Below are 17,635 nucleotides of genomic sequence, written 5' to 3' on the forward strand. Positions count from 1 at the left end.
TGCGATTATTAGTTTTTTTAAGCTCTACAAACCGTATCAAAACTTCAGCAAATCATCTCATTTTCGATTTTACGTTATGAAACGCTATGTATAAAGCGCGTTATAGTGAACAGGAACAATTGAAGGCAGCACCACGTTTTTATTTTCAGATGAGCATATTCCTGCTGATCTGTCTTCTCATTGGTGGTACAGGAAAGGTATGCGGACAATTGTACTATTTCCGGCACTACCAGGTAGAGAACGGCCTGTCAAACAATGCTGTCATCTGCAGTCTGCAGGACAGCAGGGGGTTTATGTGGTTTGGCACCAAAGACGGGCTGAACCGCTTTGATGGGTATACCTTCAAGGTTTTCCGTCACAATCCGCAGGACAGCAGCAGCATTGGCAGCAACTTTATCCACGCCCTCTATGAAGGGGCAGATGGTACCCTTTGGGTTGGTACGGAAAACGGTCTCTATAGCTATAACAAATCAACCGAGAGTTTTCTTTTTCTGGATGTAGCGCCTAAAGGACAGGTAAGGGCCATACAGGGCGACAGCACAGGAAATATATGGTTCGTGTCCGGCTTTTCTTTGTTCCGGTACCACCCTGCCAGCCGCCAATTGCAGTATTTCAGTACCGACAGTTTCTTTGAAGCCGGTTCTCTCTGTCTTTCACCCGATGGCACTATCTGGGCATCCACTACCAATGGTTATCTGCAGCAATACAATGCCCGTACCGGCACATTTACGGCCTATGACATGTTCAGTCACTCAAAGATGCCGGTGAACCACTGGATAGAGAAAATATCCAGTACCAGGGATGGCAGTATATTGATAGGAACCTCTAACCAGGGGGTCAAACAGTTTAATATCGCTTCCGGCAACTATACAGATATTCTCGCCTATAACGATGACCATACCGAGATCTTTGTCCGCAACTTCCTCCAGACGGGCGACCATGAATACTGGATCGCTACCGAAACAGGTATTTTCATTTATAATACGCTTACCGGGAAGGCGAAGAATCTCCGTAAGATGTATAATGATCCCTATTCTATCTCTGACAACGCGGTATATACCTTCTGCCGCGATAAGGAAGGCGGTATCTGGGCAGGCACCTACTTTGGCGGTGTTAACTATTATCCTACACAATACACGCCCTTTAAAAAGTATTTCCCTAAAACAGGCGAAAACTCACTCAGCGGGAACGTGGTTCGTGAGATCCATGGAGACAGGTATAACAACCTCTGGATAGGGACAGAAGATGCAGGCCTGAACCGACTCGATTTCCCCACACAAACGTTTACGCATTTTCAGCCCGGCGGTGCTGCAGGCAGTATATCCTATACCAATATCCATGGCTTGCTGCTGGATGGCGATGAACTCTGGATCGGTACTTTCGAGCATGGCCTGGATGTATTGAACACCCGTACCGGCAAGGTTACGCGGCGGTTCAACATGCGATCCGGCCTCTCCGCATTACAGAGCAATTTTATCTATTGCATATACCATCCTCCGGGAGGCCCTGTTATGCTGGGCACTACCAGGGGAGCCTATCAATATGACAAGTCCCGGAACGATTTCGCCCTGTTTACCGGCCTGCCACTCGTTAACTGGTATTCCTGCCTGCTGCAGGACAGATCAGGCGTATTCTGGGCAGGCACTTACGGCAGCGGTATTCATTATTATGATCCATCTACAGGGAAAAAAGGGAATTTCCGCTATGCGGAAAACGATATACATAGCCTGAGCAGCGATCGTATCAACAGCATTTTTGAAGATACCGATGGTCACCTGTGGTTTGCTACTGAAGGAGGTCTCTGCAGGTATAACAGCGCTCAGAAAAGCTTTACGAGGTATACCACTGAAGATGGATTCCCCAGCAATTTCATGCTCAGCATACTGGAAGACAAACAGGCCAATCTCTGGATCAGCACCTCCCGTGGTTTGAGCTGTTTCAATCCACGGAATGGCAGTGTAAAAACCTATACCAGGGCAAACGGTCTGCTGAGCGATCAGTTCAACTTCAATTCAGCTTACAAAGATGCGGCAGGCCGTATGTATTTCGGCAGTGGAAAAGGGTTTATCAGTTTCAATCCTGATGAATTTGTACAGAACACTTTCGCCGGTCCGGTTTACATCACCGGCTTCCAGGTCAATAACCGCGAACTGCCTATCGCTGCAAAAGGCTCACCGCTGCAAAGGTCAGTTACCTCTACCGACAGGATCTCATTAAGCTATCATCAGTCCACCTTCAGCATTGACTTCGCGTTACTTAGTTATACGGCTCCGGAGATAGCGGAATATGCCTATAAGATGGACAACCTGGATAAAAACTGGACTTACCTGAAGACCAATCGTAAGGCTTATTTCACGGAACTGGCGCCGGGAACCTATACTTTCAGAGTAAAGGCACGCAATAGCGGCGGTGTTTGGCCATCCGCCGAAACAACCCTCGTAATTGAAATAATGCCACCCTGGTGGCGTAGCTGGTGGGCATTGATACTCTACGCGGTATTGGCCACATGTATCATCTGGTATATCATCCGGAACTATCACAAACGGATTGAAGCAAAGAACAGGCGAAAGATCGAGCTGTTTGAAGCGGCAAAAGAGAAAGAGGTGTTCAAGGCCAAGATAGAGTTCTTTACCAATGTAGCGCATGAAATCAAGACACCGCTAACACTCATCAAAGCGCCACTGGAGAAAGTGATCAGGAAAGCTGGTCACATGCCGGAGATCAAGGACAGCCTATCCATCATGGAGCGTAATACCAACAGGTTGGTCGGTCTTACCAGCCAGCTGCTGGACTTCCGCCAGACGGAACTGAACGGCTACTCCCTCAGTTTCGTCAAGGCCAATATTCCGGACCTGCTGGAAGAGATGTACACTGGGTTTAAGACACTGGCCGAACAGAAACAGTTTGAACTCTCGCTTGACCGGCCGGCGGAATTATATGCCTATGTGGATATTGAGGCCTTCAATAAAATTCTCGGCAACCTCCTCGGGAATGCGATAAAATATGCCGCCACCGTTGCCAGCATACGGCTGCTGACTTTCCCGGAAGAGGATAATTATTTCATCATAGAGATCAGCAATGATGGTCATGTCATACCAGCGGAAATGAAAGAAAAGATATTCGAACCATTCTTCCGCCTCAAGGAAACGGAGATGCAGAAAGGCACGGGAATAGGCCTGGCGCTTTCACGCTCTTTAGCCACATTGCATAAAGGAACGCTGACACTACAAACAGGCAGTCACAACCTCAATGTGTTTGTGCTGCGTATGCCGGTACACCAGGACATAGAGTTCAACCTGCAGCCAGGCAGAACCAATAAATCAATCACCATTACAAATACAAACCAGGTATCATGAAACCACTGCTACTGCTCGTTGATGATAATGAAGAAATTCTGGCCTTTCTTGGAGAGGAGCTAAGTGAAAAATATACGATGCTGACAGCACGAAATGGGAAGGAGGCATTGGCATTGTTAGGTAATGAACCCATACAGCTAGTCATCAGTGATGTGATGATGCCGGTGATGGACGGTTTTGAACTATGCCGCCTCGTTAAGTCTACTTTTGATTATTGCCACATTCCTGTTATCCTGCTAACGGCTAAAAACACCTTGCAGGCTAAAATAGCGGGACTGGAACTAGGGGCAGATGCTTATGTAGACAAACCTTTTTCTACGGAGTTCCTGCTGGCGCAGATCGCAAGTCTGCTGGCCAACCGTTCTAAAATCAAGGACTACTTTGCACATTCCCCACTCGTGAATATTAATACAATTGCCTCCACCCGGCCAGATGAATTGTTCCTGGAGCAACTGACCGCTATTATTCATGAGAACCTGGAAGACGCGGACCTCGATATAGAAAAACTTGCCCGGCTGATGAACATGAGCCGGCCTACATTATACAGGAAGATCAAATCTATTTCTGACCTTACTCCAAATGAGCTGGTAAATGTCACGAGGTTGAAAAAAGCAGCAGCATTGCTGGCGCAAGGCTCCTTTAAGATATATGAGGTGTCCGACATGGTAGGTTATCATTCTCAGACGAATTTCGGCAGGAATTTCCTGAAGCAGTTTGGGATGACGCCCACTGAATATCAGTCGTCGAAACAGGCGGAGAAACAAGCACGATGAAGTTTATTCGTCGATAAGGGTGTTGCTACGGCTTCAGGTGAGGCCACGGGCTGTACCCCTTTTCGAGTCCTTGCTATTGGCCTTTTTCAAGCGTATTTTGCACCGAATATTTTATTAAACCCTGGTCAATCGTCTCAGCACTCCCCAAGGGCTAATGCCCTTGGGCCTTCATCTGAAACCCTCCGCTACTTAAGGAACAGGTTTGCAAAGAGATAAATGATCGTCTGCAGAGGATTTTATCCTTCTATAGTGCATTCCAGGTGGTTCTTGTTTGCAAACGCCTGGTGCAGTCCTCGCATGATACGCTCATGAGCCTTCTTAATAGTAACCCGGTCTGTCTTCATGTTGGAAAGTATCTTGTCGCAGTCTCCGTTGACATACAGCTTACCAGCGCATTTCCGGATCAGTTCAGCGCTGAGCAGATCATTAGGCATAGTGTTCAGCCATCCATCATTTATCTTGGCAAAATCCAGGGTGGCCATGGCGGTCAGCTCATCACTGGTCATCAGGTCAAGCCCCTGTTTCGTTGCTGTTCCATTATGGCTGAGGTGATGGCCAACTTTGTAAAAGACGGTATTACCCAGGAAGTATGAAATATCCTTCTTCACTGTTTTTCCGTCAATTTTCACTGGCCAATGCAAGCCCATATGCCAGCTTTTCCAGCTGCCAAATTCGGCATCAGCAGGGAACAACAATACTCTTTCACTATCTTCGAACTGTATCGCGAGCGCCAGGCTGGTATTATTAATACTTCTTTCATAGCGCATGGCTAAGCTACCTGCTGAGTACAGCCAGTCATGATCTATCTTCCGCCAGTCATTTCCTTCTTTATACAACTTCACTATATCATGCTGTGTATTCTGAAGTTCATGCTCAGCCTCAAATGGAAATTTTGAATTAGCATTGCCTGAAAGCACTCCATCGACCGCTGACAGGAAAGCAAAATCCTTCCGGCTCTTTGTCTCACGTTTATCGAAGTTATTATCTCCACCTTCTGTTTCGTCCAGCAGGTTAAAATCCCTCGGGGGCGCCAATACATAAAAACGTAGGCCGGTTGCTCCTGCCAGCTTCGAACGGACATCTCCCGGCTTTAGCAATTCTACTATGGTATCCTCTTTAATGATACCCAGTTCCGTAAATTTTTCCACCATTGTAGGCAGTGGCTTGCCTTTGGCAGCCTTTAGTATATTCAGATCGTTTAACGATGTGATGGAATTGATGAATTTCTTCTTCCCGTCGACCATCAGCTTACTTGCTACATCATCCATGAACAGCTTTTCATAGTAATTATCTTTCAGCAGCATATTTAGTTTTGAAACTGCTGCATCCAGTGCCATACTAAGTTCACTGCGGTTCTGACGATAATCATTGGCCACCGGATCTTCCTCGTCTTCTGTCCAGGCAAACCAAACCTTTTTAAATGTAAATTCATCAAAAAGCTCTTTGGCTTTTTCAAAGCCGTTGATATGATCTGCATGTTCATGTGTAACAACAAGCAAATCTATGTCACCACCAGTCTGTTCCTGAAGATCTTTAGCTATACCTTCAAACTGAGGTGCTCCACCCTTTATACTACCACAATCGATCATCATGTTAAAGGAAGGATCAGCGCCTTTCATAAATTGAAGCAGAAAGCAATCGCCGGTCCCTCCTTTATACATTCTGATCTTAACTTTATTGACTTTGGTGTTTGTTGACTTTGCCATAAAATAAGTTAGTGTGTATGAAGAAAACAGAAAGGTTCATTATGCGCGTTTGAAGGCCCCATACCGAAGTACGCTTCGAAACGGCTTTGTGAGACCCTCATCTCCTGATGATGTTGAAGTAGCGCACTACAACGTCCCTCGTCCAGTTGATGTATTCTGTCGTTCAATTTTTCCAGGCTCAGTAATGGTTTCGAGATAGCATACCTGAGTTGCAGACTGTCAAGGTCAAATATCAGCGTGCAGCCACCGCGTACCCTGGTACTACCTTCTTTTTTCCCCGGGGTGATCGTAGGTTCGTTATTCTCGTTACGGGAAATACTTACATATGCTCCCTGCACCAGCGTCACTATGATCTGATTCACCTGGTTACCATCCGGTCCTACACGTGAAGCCAGGTGAAGCGACTGAACTGATACACTTGGCCAGTCGCCCCCCTCATTTCCATAAGCATCGGAAACACCTATGCCAAGTTCGCGGGCACCTTCGCTGAATAAGAGCCCGGTCAGCTTTTCAAAATCAAACGAATTATCGAACTTTTGCAGTAAGCGGCGATGTAAACCATAGATCTCAGGCTTATCGTCATCATATTGTCCCGCTATATATTTTCTGTTGATCTTAAAGATTTCGCTTCTCCGCTTCTCATTCAAGATTTCACTCCGGTACTCCCTCAAAAAATTCACGATAATATTGATCTGTCCCTGTATGCCGAATGTATCAGGAATGGAATAAGCAAGGCTCTCTATAGAAAGATGTTTAATACCACTGGGATAAATTCCCCGTTTACGGAAAGCATCGATAAAAGCCAGCCGGTAATCACGGTTATCATCCTCTATTAAATCAGAATCTGCTGTAATAATTCCACGCAGGTAATCGCCAAAAGTGATATCTACCGGCGGACAATAGTCCAATGCGCGTATACACATATTCAGTACATGCTGCGCGGTCTTTCCTGCTTCAGTGGCCATACGGCTCACCAGGTCAGGGCTCAGCTGCCCCTGCGGCAATATGCCCGATCCATTACTGGCAATACGCAAAAGATCGCTGACCCTATTCTTGTAAATGGATATAAAAGCCTCAAATATTGCAGCGACAAGTATAGAACCGCGCTCGTGCGGCTCCATCACCGTTCTGTACTCGTCTCCATTTGGCTCCTTTGGTTTCCAGGTTTTTGTCTCTTTATCAAAAGAGCCGATAGCATCACGCAGGGAACCGTAACTGCCAATAGCGATCCCAAATTCCTGTGCTAACTTACCCAACAGGTTCTGTGAAGCCAGGTCTCCACGAGTAGCAGCAATCTGGTTTTTCAGCACATCAGAGAAGGTGAAATGCTGGAACAACGCAACAATGTCGGCAAATGCTTCGTGGAATGCCAGTACATCCGGATTGCTGCTCTCCGTATAGCTTTGATGCAAGCCATCCAGGATAGCATGTGTGGTTTCATGCGCAATAATATCGTGACTAAGGCAGGTAAAGGTTAGCGCATCAGGCATCTGCAAAGTAACATCTGCCGGCTGGGCAGAAAAGTAACCGAATAAGAGCGCTTTCTTCTGTGGAGAATAATAGGCATTTGCCTCTCTCATAGCATGAGGGTAAATGCGTAAAGTAGGCACATATACATCAGGACCTCTCTTCTTTTCCGGCGGATTTCCATTCGTTCTTTCTTCCATCATTACCTGACGGGGACTCCAAAGCACAGGCCGGCCTAATCCTGCTTCAAAATTCTTAATGGTGGTCATGGCTACGGCATACACCATTTGCTGATGAAACTGGGGGTTGCTGCCGGAAGGATTCAATCCGTCCTGCGCCAGAATGTAAGGATGGTCAAGATTTACCGGTTCATAGAATTTATCAACGGTAGGATCATAATCGACCACTTCAAGGTACTCCCCTATCGGACCAGGTTTGAGCCGCCTTTCCGGGTCAGGATCATCTTTATCTTCCCAGCGAACTTTATAGGTGATATTGTTAATGACAGCAGTATCCAGATTAAGTGATAAAGAGGGGTCAAAAGCATACCCTCTCAACTTACGGAACGGAGGTTTTTTGATCATATGCGAGTAATTGATGGGGCAATAGTGAAGCGCACGAAGTATGTTGCTATAAAAGTACTCAGAATGCAACACAGGGACAATACCAAGTAGTTTGTATTTTTCAATAGCAACCATGTTGTCGGGGATATTTTTGACCCGGGGGTTGAAACACCACGCTACAAGCATACGGCACATGGCAGATCCGTATCGCTGTGAATGATCAACCGGGTAGGTATTGTAAATCATTATTGCGATTCCAAAGTTGCCCCTGGGATTACAAACAAAAAGCCGTCCCAAAGTAATGGCGGGACGGCTTCTCTGTCTACAGATATATGTCGCTTACTGTTTAATCAATCGCAATCTGCTTATCTGAACGATCAATGTGTCTTCATTTCCCAGCATTGCAAGTACTCCTTCATTGAATTGGTTGTTAATATCAGGTGATGAGGCGATACACACTGAACGACCATTCGAGTGGCGGGTAAATAAATAGGTTATACCGGGATATGTCAGATAGCCGGCTGATTCTTCTAAAATGGCATGTCTTTTTCCTTTTCGGTAAAAGCTATCTACTCCTGCACTCCCATATGCATACGAATTGCGGTATTTTGTGATTAACGCACCTGATGATCCGCAATCAAGGACAGTTCCAGGCGGTGAGAAAGGCGCTCCAATACTTAAATTGGTAACAGAATCTTTTGATAGCAGCACCATCAATCCATTACTGTGGCTTATAATATCATATGCCCGCGTATATGTCTTGTAATCAAAGTAGGTACTATCTCTTTCAGGATCAATGTTTACGGTTCTATATTTCTCTATAGAATCTGTACCGGCCTTAAGATTGAATTTGACATTGTCCCATCTCCTTTCAAGCGCTCCGCGTATAATCGTCGTATCGGTAATAACACCAGACTTCGTGTACAATTTTACAGAATCATACACAACAACATTTGCACTGACATACAAACCGGAAAGTGGGTTTTCATTTTTTTCTTTGCTACAGGCGGTAAAAAAGAGTGCAACTGAACAAGCTGCATACATAAGGGTACGAACTGAAGGCATTAGGGATATTATTTTTTATAATACAAATATATCATATTATCACGTGCAAACAAAAACACCAGTGCAGGACTGCACCGGTGTATTGCTTAAACCTACAACTGTTTATACCCTGGTTTTGATAATCCGGGGAAGTATAAGAACCCGGATCCGCCTATCAAAACACAAAGCCTAATACTAAAACCGTGTCATACCTAGTGTTTTATACAAATTCGCTTCACTAATCCTATACGCTGTTTTGGCATCAATGATATTACTATTTGCCTGCTGCCAGATTGTTTGAGCCTCCAGCACATCCTGACCAGTGATAGTTCCAGCCTTTAATCGATCATTACTCAGTCTTAGATTCTCTTCCGCCTGTTCCAATGATGCGCCGGACAGCTCAATACGTTTAGCCGATTCATTCAGCTGTAAATATGCCTGTTGTACTTCCAGTGATATCTTCTCTTTTGTTTCCTGCAGCTGATATTGTTGTGCCGTGATGTTATGCTGTTGTTGCCTGATCTTCTGTTTACGCTGGCCCCAGTCCAGTATAGGCATACTTACCTGCAGCATACCATAGTAGGCAGCAAAGGCATTGCTGGAAGGATTACCCAGGTTGATGCCCTGTTTCCCGAAACCAGCCAGACCGCCCGCACTCAGTCCAATGGTGGGCCTGAAATCAGCTTTCAATAGCTTCTCCTGTATCTTCTCCGCTTCCAGCGATTTTTGCAGGATCTTTATCTCGGGCCGGTCAGCCGCTATTTCGGCCATTGAACGGTGCAATGTTTCGTTACTGAATTCGCCCAGTACGGAATCAGGGAGAACGAACTCTGTGCTGTCTCCCAGACCGGTTATCTGCGCCAGGTTTAGCTTGGATAATACCCAGGCATCATTAGCCCTGATAACATTGAGCTGATTGTCGTTCTGCTGCACCTTTACCTGTAGCAGGTCATTCTTATAAGTCAGGCCGGCAGTATAAGCATTATTCAATTCCCTGTACAAGCCGTCCAGCTGCCGTGCAAACTGTTCCGCCAGTCTTATCTTTTCCTTTGCTGCCACCACCTGCCAGTAGGCGCTTTCAGTGGCCAGCAACACTTCTGCCGTTGTCAGTGCCTTTTGTTCTTCAGCTATTTCCACACCTTTGCCGGCAGCTGCTTTACCAAGGCGTATCTTACCGCCTGCATAAATAGGTTGCGAGGCACTTACCATCGGGCTGACGCCATACTCCGGCAATAACTTATTCAGCGGAGAGCTGAAGTAGAAACCTGTTACCGATCCATCCACTGTAGGCTTGTCCTTTGCCCCGGCTATCGCCTTTTGCGCCCTGGCCGCCCCTATCTTTTCTTCCGCGGCTTTCAGGTTATTATTCCTCGTCACCGCCAGCTTCCTTGCTTCTTCGAGTGTCAGCACCCGTTGCGCTGCGGCGTATTGCGACACTAGCAGTGCAGTACTTACAAGGAGCGATTTGATATATCGAACTATACTCATTTGCTTAAATAAAATTGAACGGTTTGAAAAGATGCCGGTTCTCCTGCGTTTCTCTTACGCATGTACTGGTTTATATTGTACGGGATCGTCAGCATCTGCCTGAGACATCTCCGGCATGTCCGGTTTCGGTTTAATGAACTGGCTGTAAAGTACTGGCACCACGAAAAGCGTTAATATCATCGACACAATCAGTCCAAAAGCCAGTACACTACCCAGCGGCGCCCACATGGGCGACTTGCTGATGATCATCGGTACCACCCCAACAGCAGCGGCAGATGAAGTGAGGAATATGGGACGCATCCTGCGTTTCGCAGCCGCCAGGGCGGCCGCCTTCAGTTTATAACCATGGTCATGTACCAATTCATCCGCATAATCCACCAGTATAATACCGTTCCTTACCACGATGCCGATCAGGCTGATAATGCCCATGAAAGCGGTCATACCAAGTGGATTGCCTGTAAGGTACAAGCCTGAGAAAGCGCCCAATAAGCTAAGCGGGAAAGTGGCCAGTATGATCAGTGTTTTGCCCAGGTTTTTGAACTGGAATAACAATGTCAGGAAGATGAGGATCAGGCTCACTCCCAGCGATACCATCATGTAAGGCTGGTTATCTGCGGATGATTCTGCATCGCCACCATACGCTATACGGATACCCGGCGGCAGCTTCAACTGGTCAATCAATGGCTGTACTTCTTTCAGGACACGCGAAGGTTTCTGACCCATCTGGGCTTCTGATAACACTGATAATGTTCTCAAGCCATTCCTGTGAGCGATCATACCTGTATGCCAGGCGGGTGTGAGCGATGCCACTTCTTTCAAGGGGATCTTATCGCCATAACGGGTGCTTACATGCAGGTTTTCGAGTGCCTGTGCATCTTTACGACTGGCAGAATCATAGCGCAGGAAGATGTCGACCGGCTTATCGCCTTCCCACATGGTAGACAGGGCATATCCCTTCAATCCGGCGCCCAGGGTCTGGGTAATAGCCTGATTAGAAATACCCAGGCGATTGGCCTTATCTTCATTGATCTGTAAGCGGATACCAAAATAGTCTTCCTCACAATCCAGCCTTACCCAGTTGGTGCCTTTGGCATTCTCCAGTATCTTTTTGACCTCAGCGGCTACTTTTTTCTGGTCGCTTATATTATCTCCTATCACACGTACGGCAATGGGCGCACCTTCCTGGAAACTTAACTGTTTCAGTTTGATATTACCATCGGGCAAAAAGCCTTTCAATGATTGCAGATACTCATGTACCATCTCTTCAGTGGCTTCACTGCTGGTGGTGGTGATAAATACCTGTGCATAGTTCCTGCGGGGAGTTTCCGGCGCATAGGAAGTATGAAAACGGGGCGAGCTCATACCCATGAAACTAGTGATCTGCACTACGCGTTTATCCTTTTTCAGTACTGCTTCCAGGCGTTTTACCGCTTCCTCTGTCTGGTGCAAAGAAGAACCCGAAGGCAGCCATACTTCCATGTTGAACTGATTACGTTCACTGATCGGGAAAAATTCCGGATCTACCTTACCGGCAATGACAAGCGCCAGTAATACGGCAGCTACCCCACTCAGCATAGTTGCTTTCGGCCAGCGGAAACAGAACTCCACACCTTTGTCAAATGCAGTTTGTAATCTGTCGAGCAGGTTCTTTTTCATTGGCCGGTCGCTGATCCTGTGTTTAAGTCCCTTTTTAATGAACACGTAACACATGTAAGGCGTCAACAACAGCGCTACCAGCATGGAAGCGATCAATGCGATGGCAATGGTAACCGGCAGTGATGCCATAAAATCTTTGGCGATACCGTCCATAAAAAGCGCCAGCGGTGCAAAGGCAAAGATGATGGCGAGTGTGGCGGTAAAAATGGGCAGGGTCAATTGTTTAGCTGCCTGCCATGCCGCCTGCCAGGGGGTGATGCCTTCGTCCAGCTTTTCGATATAATTGTCCACGACCACAATGGCATTGTCTACTACCATCCCCAGCACGATGATCAGTGCCGCCAGGGTTACCTGGTGCAATTCCAGGCCCACGATATTCATAATACCAAATGTGATCAGGATAGAGATCGGCGCAGCCACAGATGCTACCGCCGCAACACGGAACGGCAACAGTAACATCACCACGATGATCACCGACCCGATAGCCAGCCCAAATTCCACCATGAAGTGACTGATACTTTCAGCTACTACTTCCGGCTGATTCACAATGGTCGTTATCTTCACGTCCTCCGGGAAAGTGCGTTCTATCTCTTTAATCCTGGCTTCCACTTCCTCTCCAAACTGCACGATGTTCCGTCCAGGCTGCATATCGATCGACAATACCATTGCTTTGTTCTCCCCCATACGCACATAGGAAGATTGCTCTTCAAAGCGCCGCTCAATAGTAGCAACATCTTTCAGGCGTACGAGGGTACCGTCAGGCTTGTTAAATATGATCTGGTTGGCCACATCATTTTCCGTTTTATACCGGCTGTTGGTGTAGATGGGTACTACATAATTTGAAGCCATGGTAAGTTCTCCGGTATAATTCGTTACGTTCTGCTGCTGCAAAACACCTACCAGGCTGGCAATATCAAAACCATACTGGCGCAGCTTCTCGTCGTTTACATTAAGATATAGCTGCCGCTGCTGCACACCGGAGCGATTGATCTTCGACACTACCGGAATCGTTTTCAATCCGTCTTCCAGTTTATCGAGATAGGCTTCGATTTCAGCGTAGCTACGAATGGGAGAAGACACCCCGATGATCATAGCAGTCACATTACTGAAGTTGCTGTTCACGAAAGGTCCAATTACACCTGCCGGCAATTGCGGCCGCAGCCTTGCATCCATATCGAGTTGCAGCGTATGCCAGAATTTCTTCCGGTCCTTCACTTCAGTAAATATTTCTGTAGTCACAAAGGTTTGTCCCTCCCGGGTTTCGGATTTGGTACTACGCTTTTTTACTTCTTCAAAAGAAAAGAGATATTGTTCTATCTTTTTTGTTACCTCCTGTTCTACCTGTTTTTCGTCAGCGCCCGGATAGATGGCATAGACCAGCGCTGTGGGCATATCTATCCTTGGATTTTCGCTACGGGGCATGTTCAGAAGTGCATATGCGCCTATTACGAGCAGCAGGCAGGTGACGATAATAACTACCTGCTTATGCTTCATAGCAGCTTCCAGGAAATGCATTTTTCTCGACTTATTCATCTGTTTCGAATGATTTAAATAATGACAGAAAATGGCTTAGAACTGAATGCTGCTACCGTCTTCAAGACGGGTCTGCCCCCCGGTTATGAGCCTGTCGCCTGCCTGCAATCCCTGTTGAATGATCACTTCGTTATCGCCTGTAACACCTGCGGCAGTAATACGCCTGCGGATAGCTTTGTGCTGATCATCTGCCACGAATACATAAGTAATGTCATCTGCATCACGTACAATGGAAGCAGCGGGTATCACAATCTTTTCCTGCTCGCGACCTGTATACACCAGCATTTCAGTGAGCATACCGGGGAGTAGTTTTTCTGCTTTATTGGTCAGTCTTACTTTTACGGCATAAGTCCTGGAGCTGTTATCTGCCTGCGGATTAATGATGGTCACCGTGCCTTTTATGCTGTCATTCAGCACAGGAATGATCACCAGCACATCCGTTCCTACGGCCAGTTTGCTAATGTCGCTTTCTGTTACAGGTGCTTTCGCATATACCTGGTCAGTCTTCAAAATGGTGAAAGCGGGTACTCCCGGAGAGGCAGTGGCGCCTTTGTCGATCAGCTTAGCTGAGATGATACCTGTATAAGGTGCATAGAGCCTGGTATCGGCCAATCTCTTAGTGGCTACACGTACGTTTGCCTCTGCCTGTGAGAGCGCAGATCTGGCGGCTATATAATCCCTTTCAGGCAGGCTGCCTTTATCGTGTAGTTCTTTTAATCTTTTGAAATTATCGGCCGCCTGGTCTTCCACGGCCTTCGCGCTCTGCAAAGCGCTGACATAATCTTCTGTTTCAATGGTTGCCAGCAGTTGTCCTTCCTTCACCTGTTGTCCTTCCTGTATACTTACTGCCGTTACCCTGCCTGCTACAGAAAAGCCAAGTGTTACGGTATTGTCGGCTTCAATAGCCCCGGGATAATGTAATACTTCCGGTCTTGCGTCAGTTGTTATCTTCTGCACTGTTACTTTTACTGCATCCTGTTTGATACTTCCCGGCTGCTTATGACCGCAGGACGCCAGGACTGGCAACGCCAGTGCGAATGGAACTCTTCCAAGAAAAGACTTCATGATTGGTATATTTAGAAATTGCTTACTCTCCTTTGCCATGAATTAAAATTCAGGGGCAAAGTTGCTCATAACTCTCAGCCTGGGGAATGTCTGAAAGTAGAGAGTATATGTCTAAAACGACCGGAGGGAATTTACGGCTCAGGCAAACTTCCTGAATTCGGAAGGCGTAATACCTGTATTACGTTTAAAGAATTTACTAAAGAAGAACTGGTCGCTGAAATAGAGCTGTTCGGCCACCTGTGCGAGGGTCAGGGAAATATCGTTCAGTAATAGCTTGGCCTCCAGGATCACCATTTCATCTATCAGTTCCCCGGCCGATCTGCCGGTTACTTCTTTCACGGTCTGGGTCAGGTAGCGGGGTGTTACGTTCATTTGTCCGGCGTAGAATAATACGCTTCGTTCCGTTCTGCAGAATTCATTTAACAGCTTTATAAAGCGCATAGTGATCTCTTCCTTCCTGGTGAGCTGTATCTTTTTATCGCTGTTATTGCGCATAAAAACAGACCTTAGCTCATATAAAAAAGCCAGGAAGAGGTGGAAGATGACCTGTTGATCTGCAGGTATCCCATCAGGGGAAATATACTTTTCCCGCAGCAACATCAGCATACTCAGCAACCTGTCAAATTCCGCCGGTTTCAGCTCAAAACCAGGGAGGCTGGCTGAAAAGAAGTCCAGCATTTCAGCATCCTTCTTACTGATACCGCTCCTGGCTACGAAACCGGCCGTGAATACCAGGCCAGCAAAGCGATTACCCGTTTCTATCTCCTGAAACTGACGTACGGCAGTGGGTGGGATTAACAACACCTCCTTTTCCTGTATATGAAAGTCTGTGGAATTGATCCTTACCTGCGAACTCCCCTCGATCTGCATAATAATAATGAAATGATCGGAACGGAAAGGATATTGCACCAGGTTCTTCATGCGAACGTCATCCTCCTCGGTTACTATGAACAAACCTTCTGTATGCTGGAGCCCTTCCAGCATGGAAAGCAGTTCTGTAAAGGTATGATAGGGAATACCACTGCCGGCGCCTGTGGTAACGGATGTATTTTTCATTGTCTGGCTTTAAGGAGCATGCTACTCAAGGCAAAAGTAGAATATTTTTTTTCTGATGCGCCATTCTGGCTTTTGTAAATAGTGCAAAGGCTCCCCACAACACAAATGCCATCAGTAGATATGCTTCAGCCAGTAATGTCTGCGTTTTGATAGTCAGTACACTGGCAATCGTATAACTGAGGAAGGAAGTGATCACATACAGGCTTCCGCCGGTAATACCGCTTGCAATACCGGCATTCTTCTGGAAACGTCCCAGGCAATAGGCAAACAGGTTATTGAAAATAAAACCTCCCACCATATGGATCACAATAGTAAACGCCATGAGTGTATACAGGTTGGACGCATATCCGGAAGTACTCAGCATCCCCGCAATGGCCACTGCCTGTACAACGAGCGCTGTTACGATCTTCTTTGAGAATGGACGGTTGATGAGTGATTTGGAGATGATCCCTCCTGCCATCAGTGATAAACCTGACAATAAGGAACAATACCCGGTGACAACCGGAGAATGATGGAACACGTGCTCAATGATAAAGGGGCTTGTCATACCGTAAACGATCACCATAGAATAACAGAGGGCAATGATGATCAGGCCTAAAACGAAGTCGGGCGTTTTGATCATCGTTCCGTATACTTTCAGGATCGTATCCATTTTGAATGGGTGGAAAGTTTTCAGCGATTCTCCACCGTATTTCAGCTCCAGTACAAACAGGATCAATGTAGCAATACCCAGGAAATAGAAATTGGAAGGCCATCCGAAGGAAGTCTGCAGATAACCGCCCAGGAAAGGCGCCGCAATTGGTGCGGTAGCCCAGATGATAGAGAACATACTGGTATAGTGTCTTAATTTTTCCCCGGAATAGATATCTACGAAGTAGGCCCGCTTACCCACTACAATCAGCGATACACAGATCCCCTGGACAACACGCATCACATAAATGAGATGAATGTTGTGCGATAGTCCAATGGAGAAACTGGCGAGCGTGAAGACCAGTAATGCCGCCATCCCAAGCCGGTACCGGCCGAAGCTATCGAGCAGGCTACCTACGAACCACTGACTGCTGCCGGAGCTGATCATGAAGATCAGCAGCGATAATTGCACTGCTGCGTTGCTCACGTTCAGGTCTGCCGCCATAGATGGCAGTGAGGGGATGTAAATGTCGGTTGCAAATCCCGACAGAGGGATCAATGCAAATGCCAGGATGGTGCTGATGCCGTGATGGTTTTCCTTGATGAATTTCATGCCTGTTTTAAATTTTTTGTTATGATTTCCGCGGGTTGATCGTTACCGTGAATACCGGTTGCGCCCCCCGGGGTTGCACCCCGCGCTACAAACACACTACTCCTATTGAGCAGGGGCCGACAATAGAAACGCTCTATTAGCCGGAGGTAACCCTTTATCTACCCAACAATATACCGATCGGTATTTTAGTATTCCTAAAAAAGACAGCTATGCTGTCCGGACCGGTTGGTTGATTAATCGAAAGATCGAATTTTATCGAACAAAATTAGACCGCGTAGTCTATTTTACCAAAATTATTTTTGAACGGGCGTTCAAGATAACGTTTCGCTTTATGATGCCGGCCGGGGTCGCTGGCGTTTTTTCCTGAAAGGCTGTTTAGAGCAGGTATTGAGTTGCATACAACCAGGAAATGACCAGGATTATCCTTCGTTAATCTTTCGTTCGGAACGAAGGATTAACAAAGGATAATGCTAGTCATATCCTGGTCATTTCCTGGATTGAACCAGTATTAAACTAGCATATGACTAGCATATGACTAGCATATTCCTCCGTCTTTCCTCCGTTATTCCTCCGTCTTTATCGGAAGAAAGACGGAGGAAGATCCTGGTCATATGCTAGTTTAATGCAGGTCAAATGGAGAGGCGGACGCTGCCATAGCATCCACGAAGGGCTCTTATAACGGGAT

Annotated in this window: 10 protein-coding genes; 2 read left to right on the forward strand and 8 right to left on the reverse strand. The window is 46.6% G+C overall.

The window, feature by feature from the left end; all coding sequences use genetic code 11:
- The first annotated feature begins 86 nt into the window (after nucleotides 1–86).
- Both F3I09_RS15845 and F3I09_RS15850 read left to right on the forward strand, forming a co-directional pair.
- The gene (locus tag F3I09_RS15845; protein ID WP_149696010.1) at nucleotides 87–3,356 is read left to right on the forward strand and encodes a two-component regulator propeller domain-containing protein; all 3,270 of its coding nucleotides are present in this window, start codon (nucleotides 87–89) and stop codon (nucleotides 3,354–3,356) included.
- Complete coding sequence (locus tag F3I09_RS15850; protein ID WP_149696011.1) at nucleotides 3,353–4,129, forward strand: response regulator; 777 nt, start codon at nucleotides 3,353–3,355, stop codon at nucleotides 4,127–4,129. The genes F3I09_RS15845 and F3I09_RS15850 overlap by 4 nt, the downstream gene beginning before the upstream one ends.
- Nucleotides 4,130–4,365: 236 nt before the next feature.
- Here the strand turns inward: F3I09_RS15850 and F3I09_RS15855 are convergent, their stop codons facing one another.
- The 8 genes from F3I09_RS15855 to F3I09_RS15890 form a co-directional block, all read right to left on the reverse strand.
- Nucleotides 4,366–5,835, reverse strand: coding sequence for an MBL fold metallo-hydrolase (locus tag F3I09_RS15855; protein ID WP_149696012.1), 1,470 nt, complete (start codon nucleotides 5,833–5,835; stop codon nucleotides 4,366–4,368).
- An 8-nt stretch (nucleotides 5,836–5,843) separates the two neighbouring features.
- Nucleotides 5,844–7,886 carry a hypothetical protein gene (locus F3I09_RS15860; protein ID WP_149696013.1) on the reverse strand — a complete coding sequence of 681 codons (2,043 nt, stop codon included), beginning with the start codon at nucleotides 7,884–7,886 and terminating at the stop codon, nucleotides 5,844–5,846.
- Nucleotides 7,887–8,204: 318 nt separating this feature from the next.
- Nucleotides 8,205–8,930: a hypothetical protein gene (locus F3I09_RS15865; RefSeq protein WP_149696014.1), complete on the reverse strand. Its 726-nt coding sequence runs from the start codon at nucleotides 8,928–8,930 to the stop codon at nucleotides 8,205–8,207.
- A 174-nt stretch (nucleotides 8,931–9,104) separates the two neighbouring features.
- Nucleotides 9,105–10,397 carry a TolC family protein gene (locus F3I09_RS15870; RefSeq protein ID WP_149696015.1) on the reverse strand — a complete coding sequence of 431 codons (1,293 nt, stop codon included), beginning with the start codon at nucleotides 10,395–10,397 and terminating at the stop codon, nucleotides 9,105–9,107.
- Nucleotides 10,398–10,451: 54 nt separating this feature from the next.
- On the reverse strand, nucleotides 10,452–13,586 hold the full coding sequence (locus F3I09_RS15875; RefSeq protein ID WP_188133829.1) for an efflux RND transporter permease subunit: 3,135 nt from the start codon (nucleotides 13,584–13,586) through the stop codon (nucleotides 10,452–10,454).
- A gap of 36 nt (nucleotides 13,587–13,622) precedes the next feature.
- Complete coding sequence (locus F3I09_RS15880) at nucleotides 13,623–14,651, reverse strand: efflux RND transporter periplasmic adaptor subunit (protein WP_188133830.1); 1,029 nt, start codon at nucleotides 14,649–14,651, stop codon at nucleotides 13,623–13,625.
- Nucleotides 14,652–14,789: 138 nt separating this feature from the next.
- Nucleotides 14,790–15,707 carry a helix-turn-helix domain-containing protein gene (locus F3I09_RS15885; RefSeq protein WP_149696017.1) on the reverse strand — a complete coding sequence of 306 codons (918 nt, stop codon included), beginning with the start codon at nucleotides 15,705–15,707 and terminating at the stop codon, nucleotides 14,790–14,792.
- 25 nt (nucleotides 15,708–15,732) lie between these two features.
- Complete coding sequence (locus F3I09_RS15890; RefSeq protein WP_149696018.1) at nucleotides 15,733–16,950, reverse strand: MFS transporter; 1,218 nt, start codon at nucleotides 16,948–16,950, stop codon at nucleotides 15,733–15,735.
- Nucleotides 16,951–17,635 lie beyond the last annotated feature (685 nt).

The sequence above is a fragment of the Chitinophaga sp. CF418 genome (assembly GCF_900142925.1).
In the GTDB taxonomy this organism is placed as follows: domain Bacteria; phylum Bacteroidota; class Bacteroidia; order Chitinophagales; family Chitinophagaceae; genus Chitinophaga.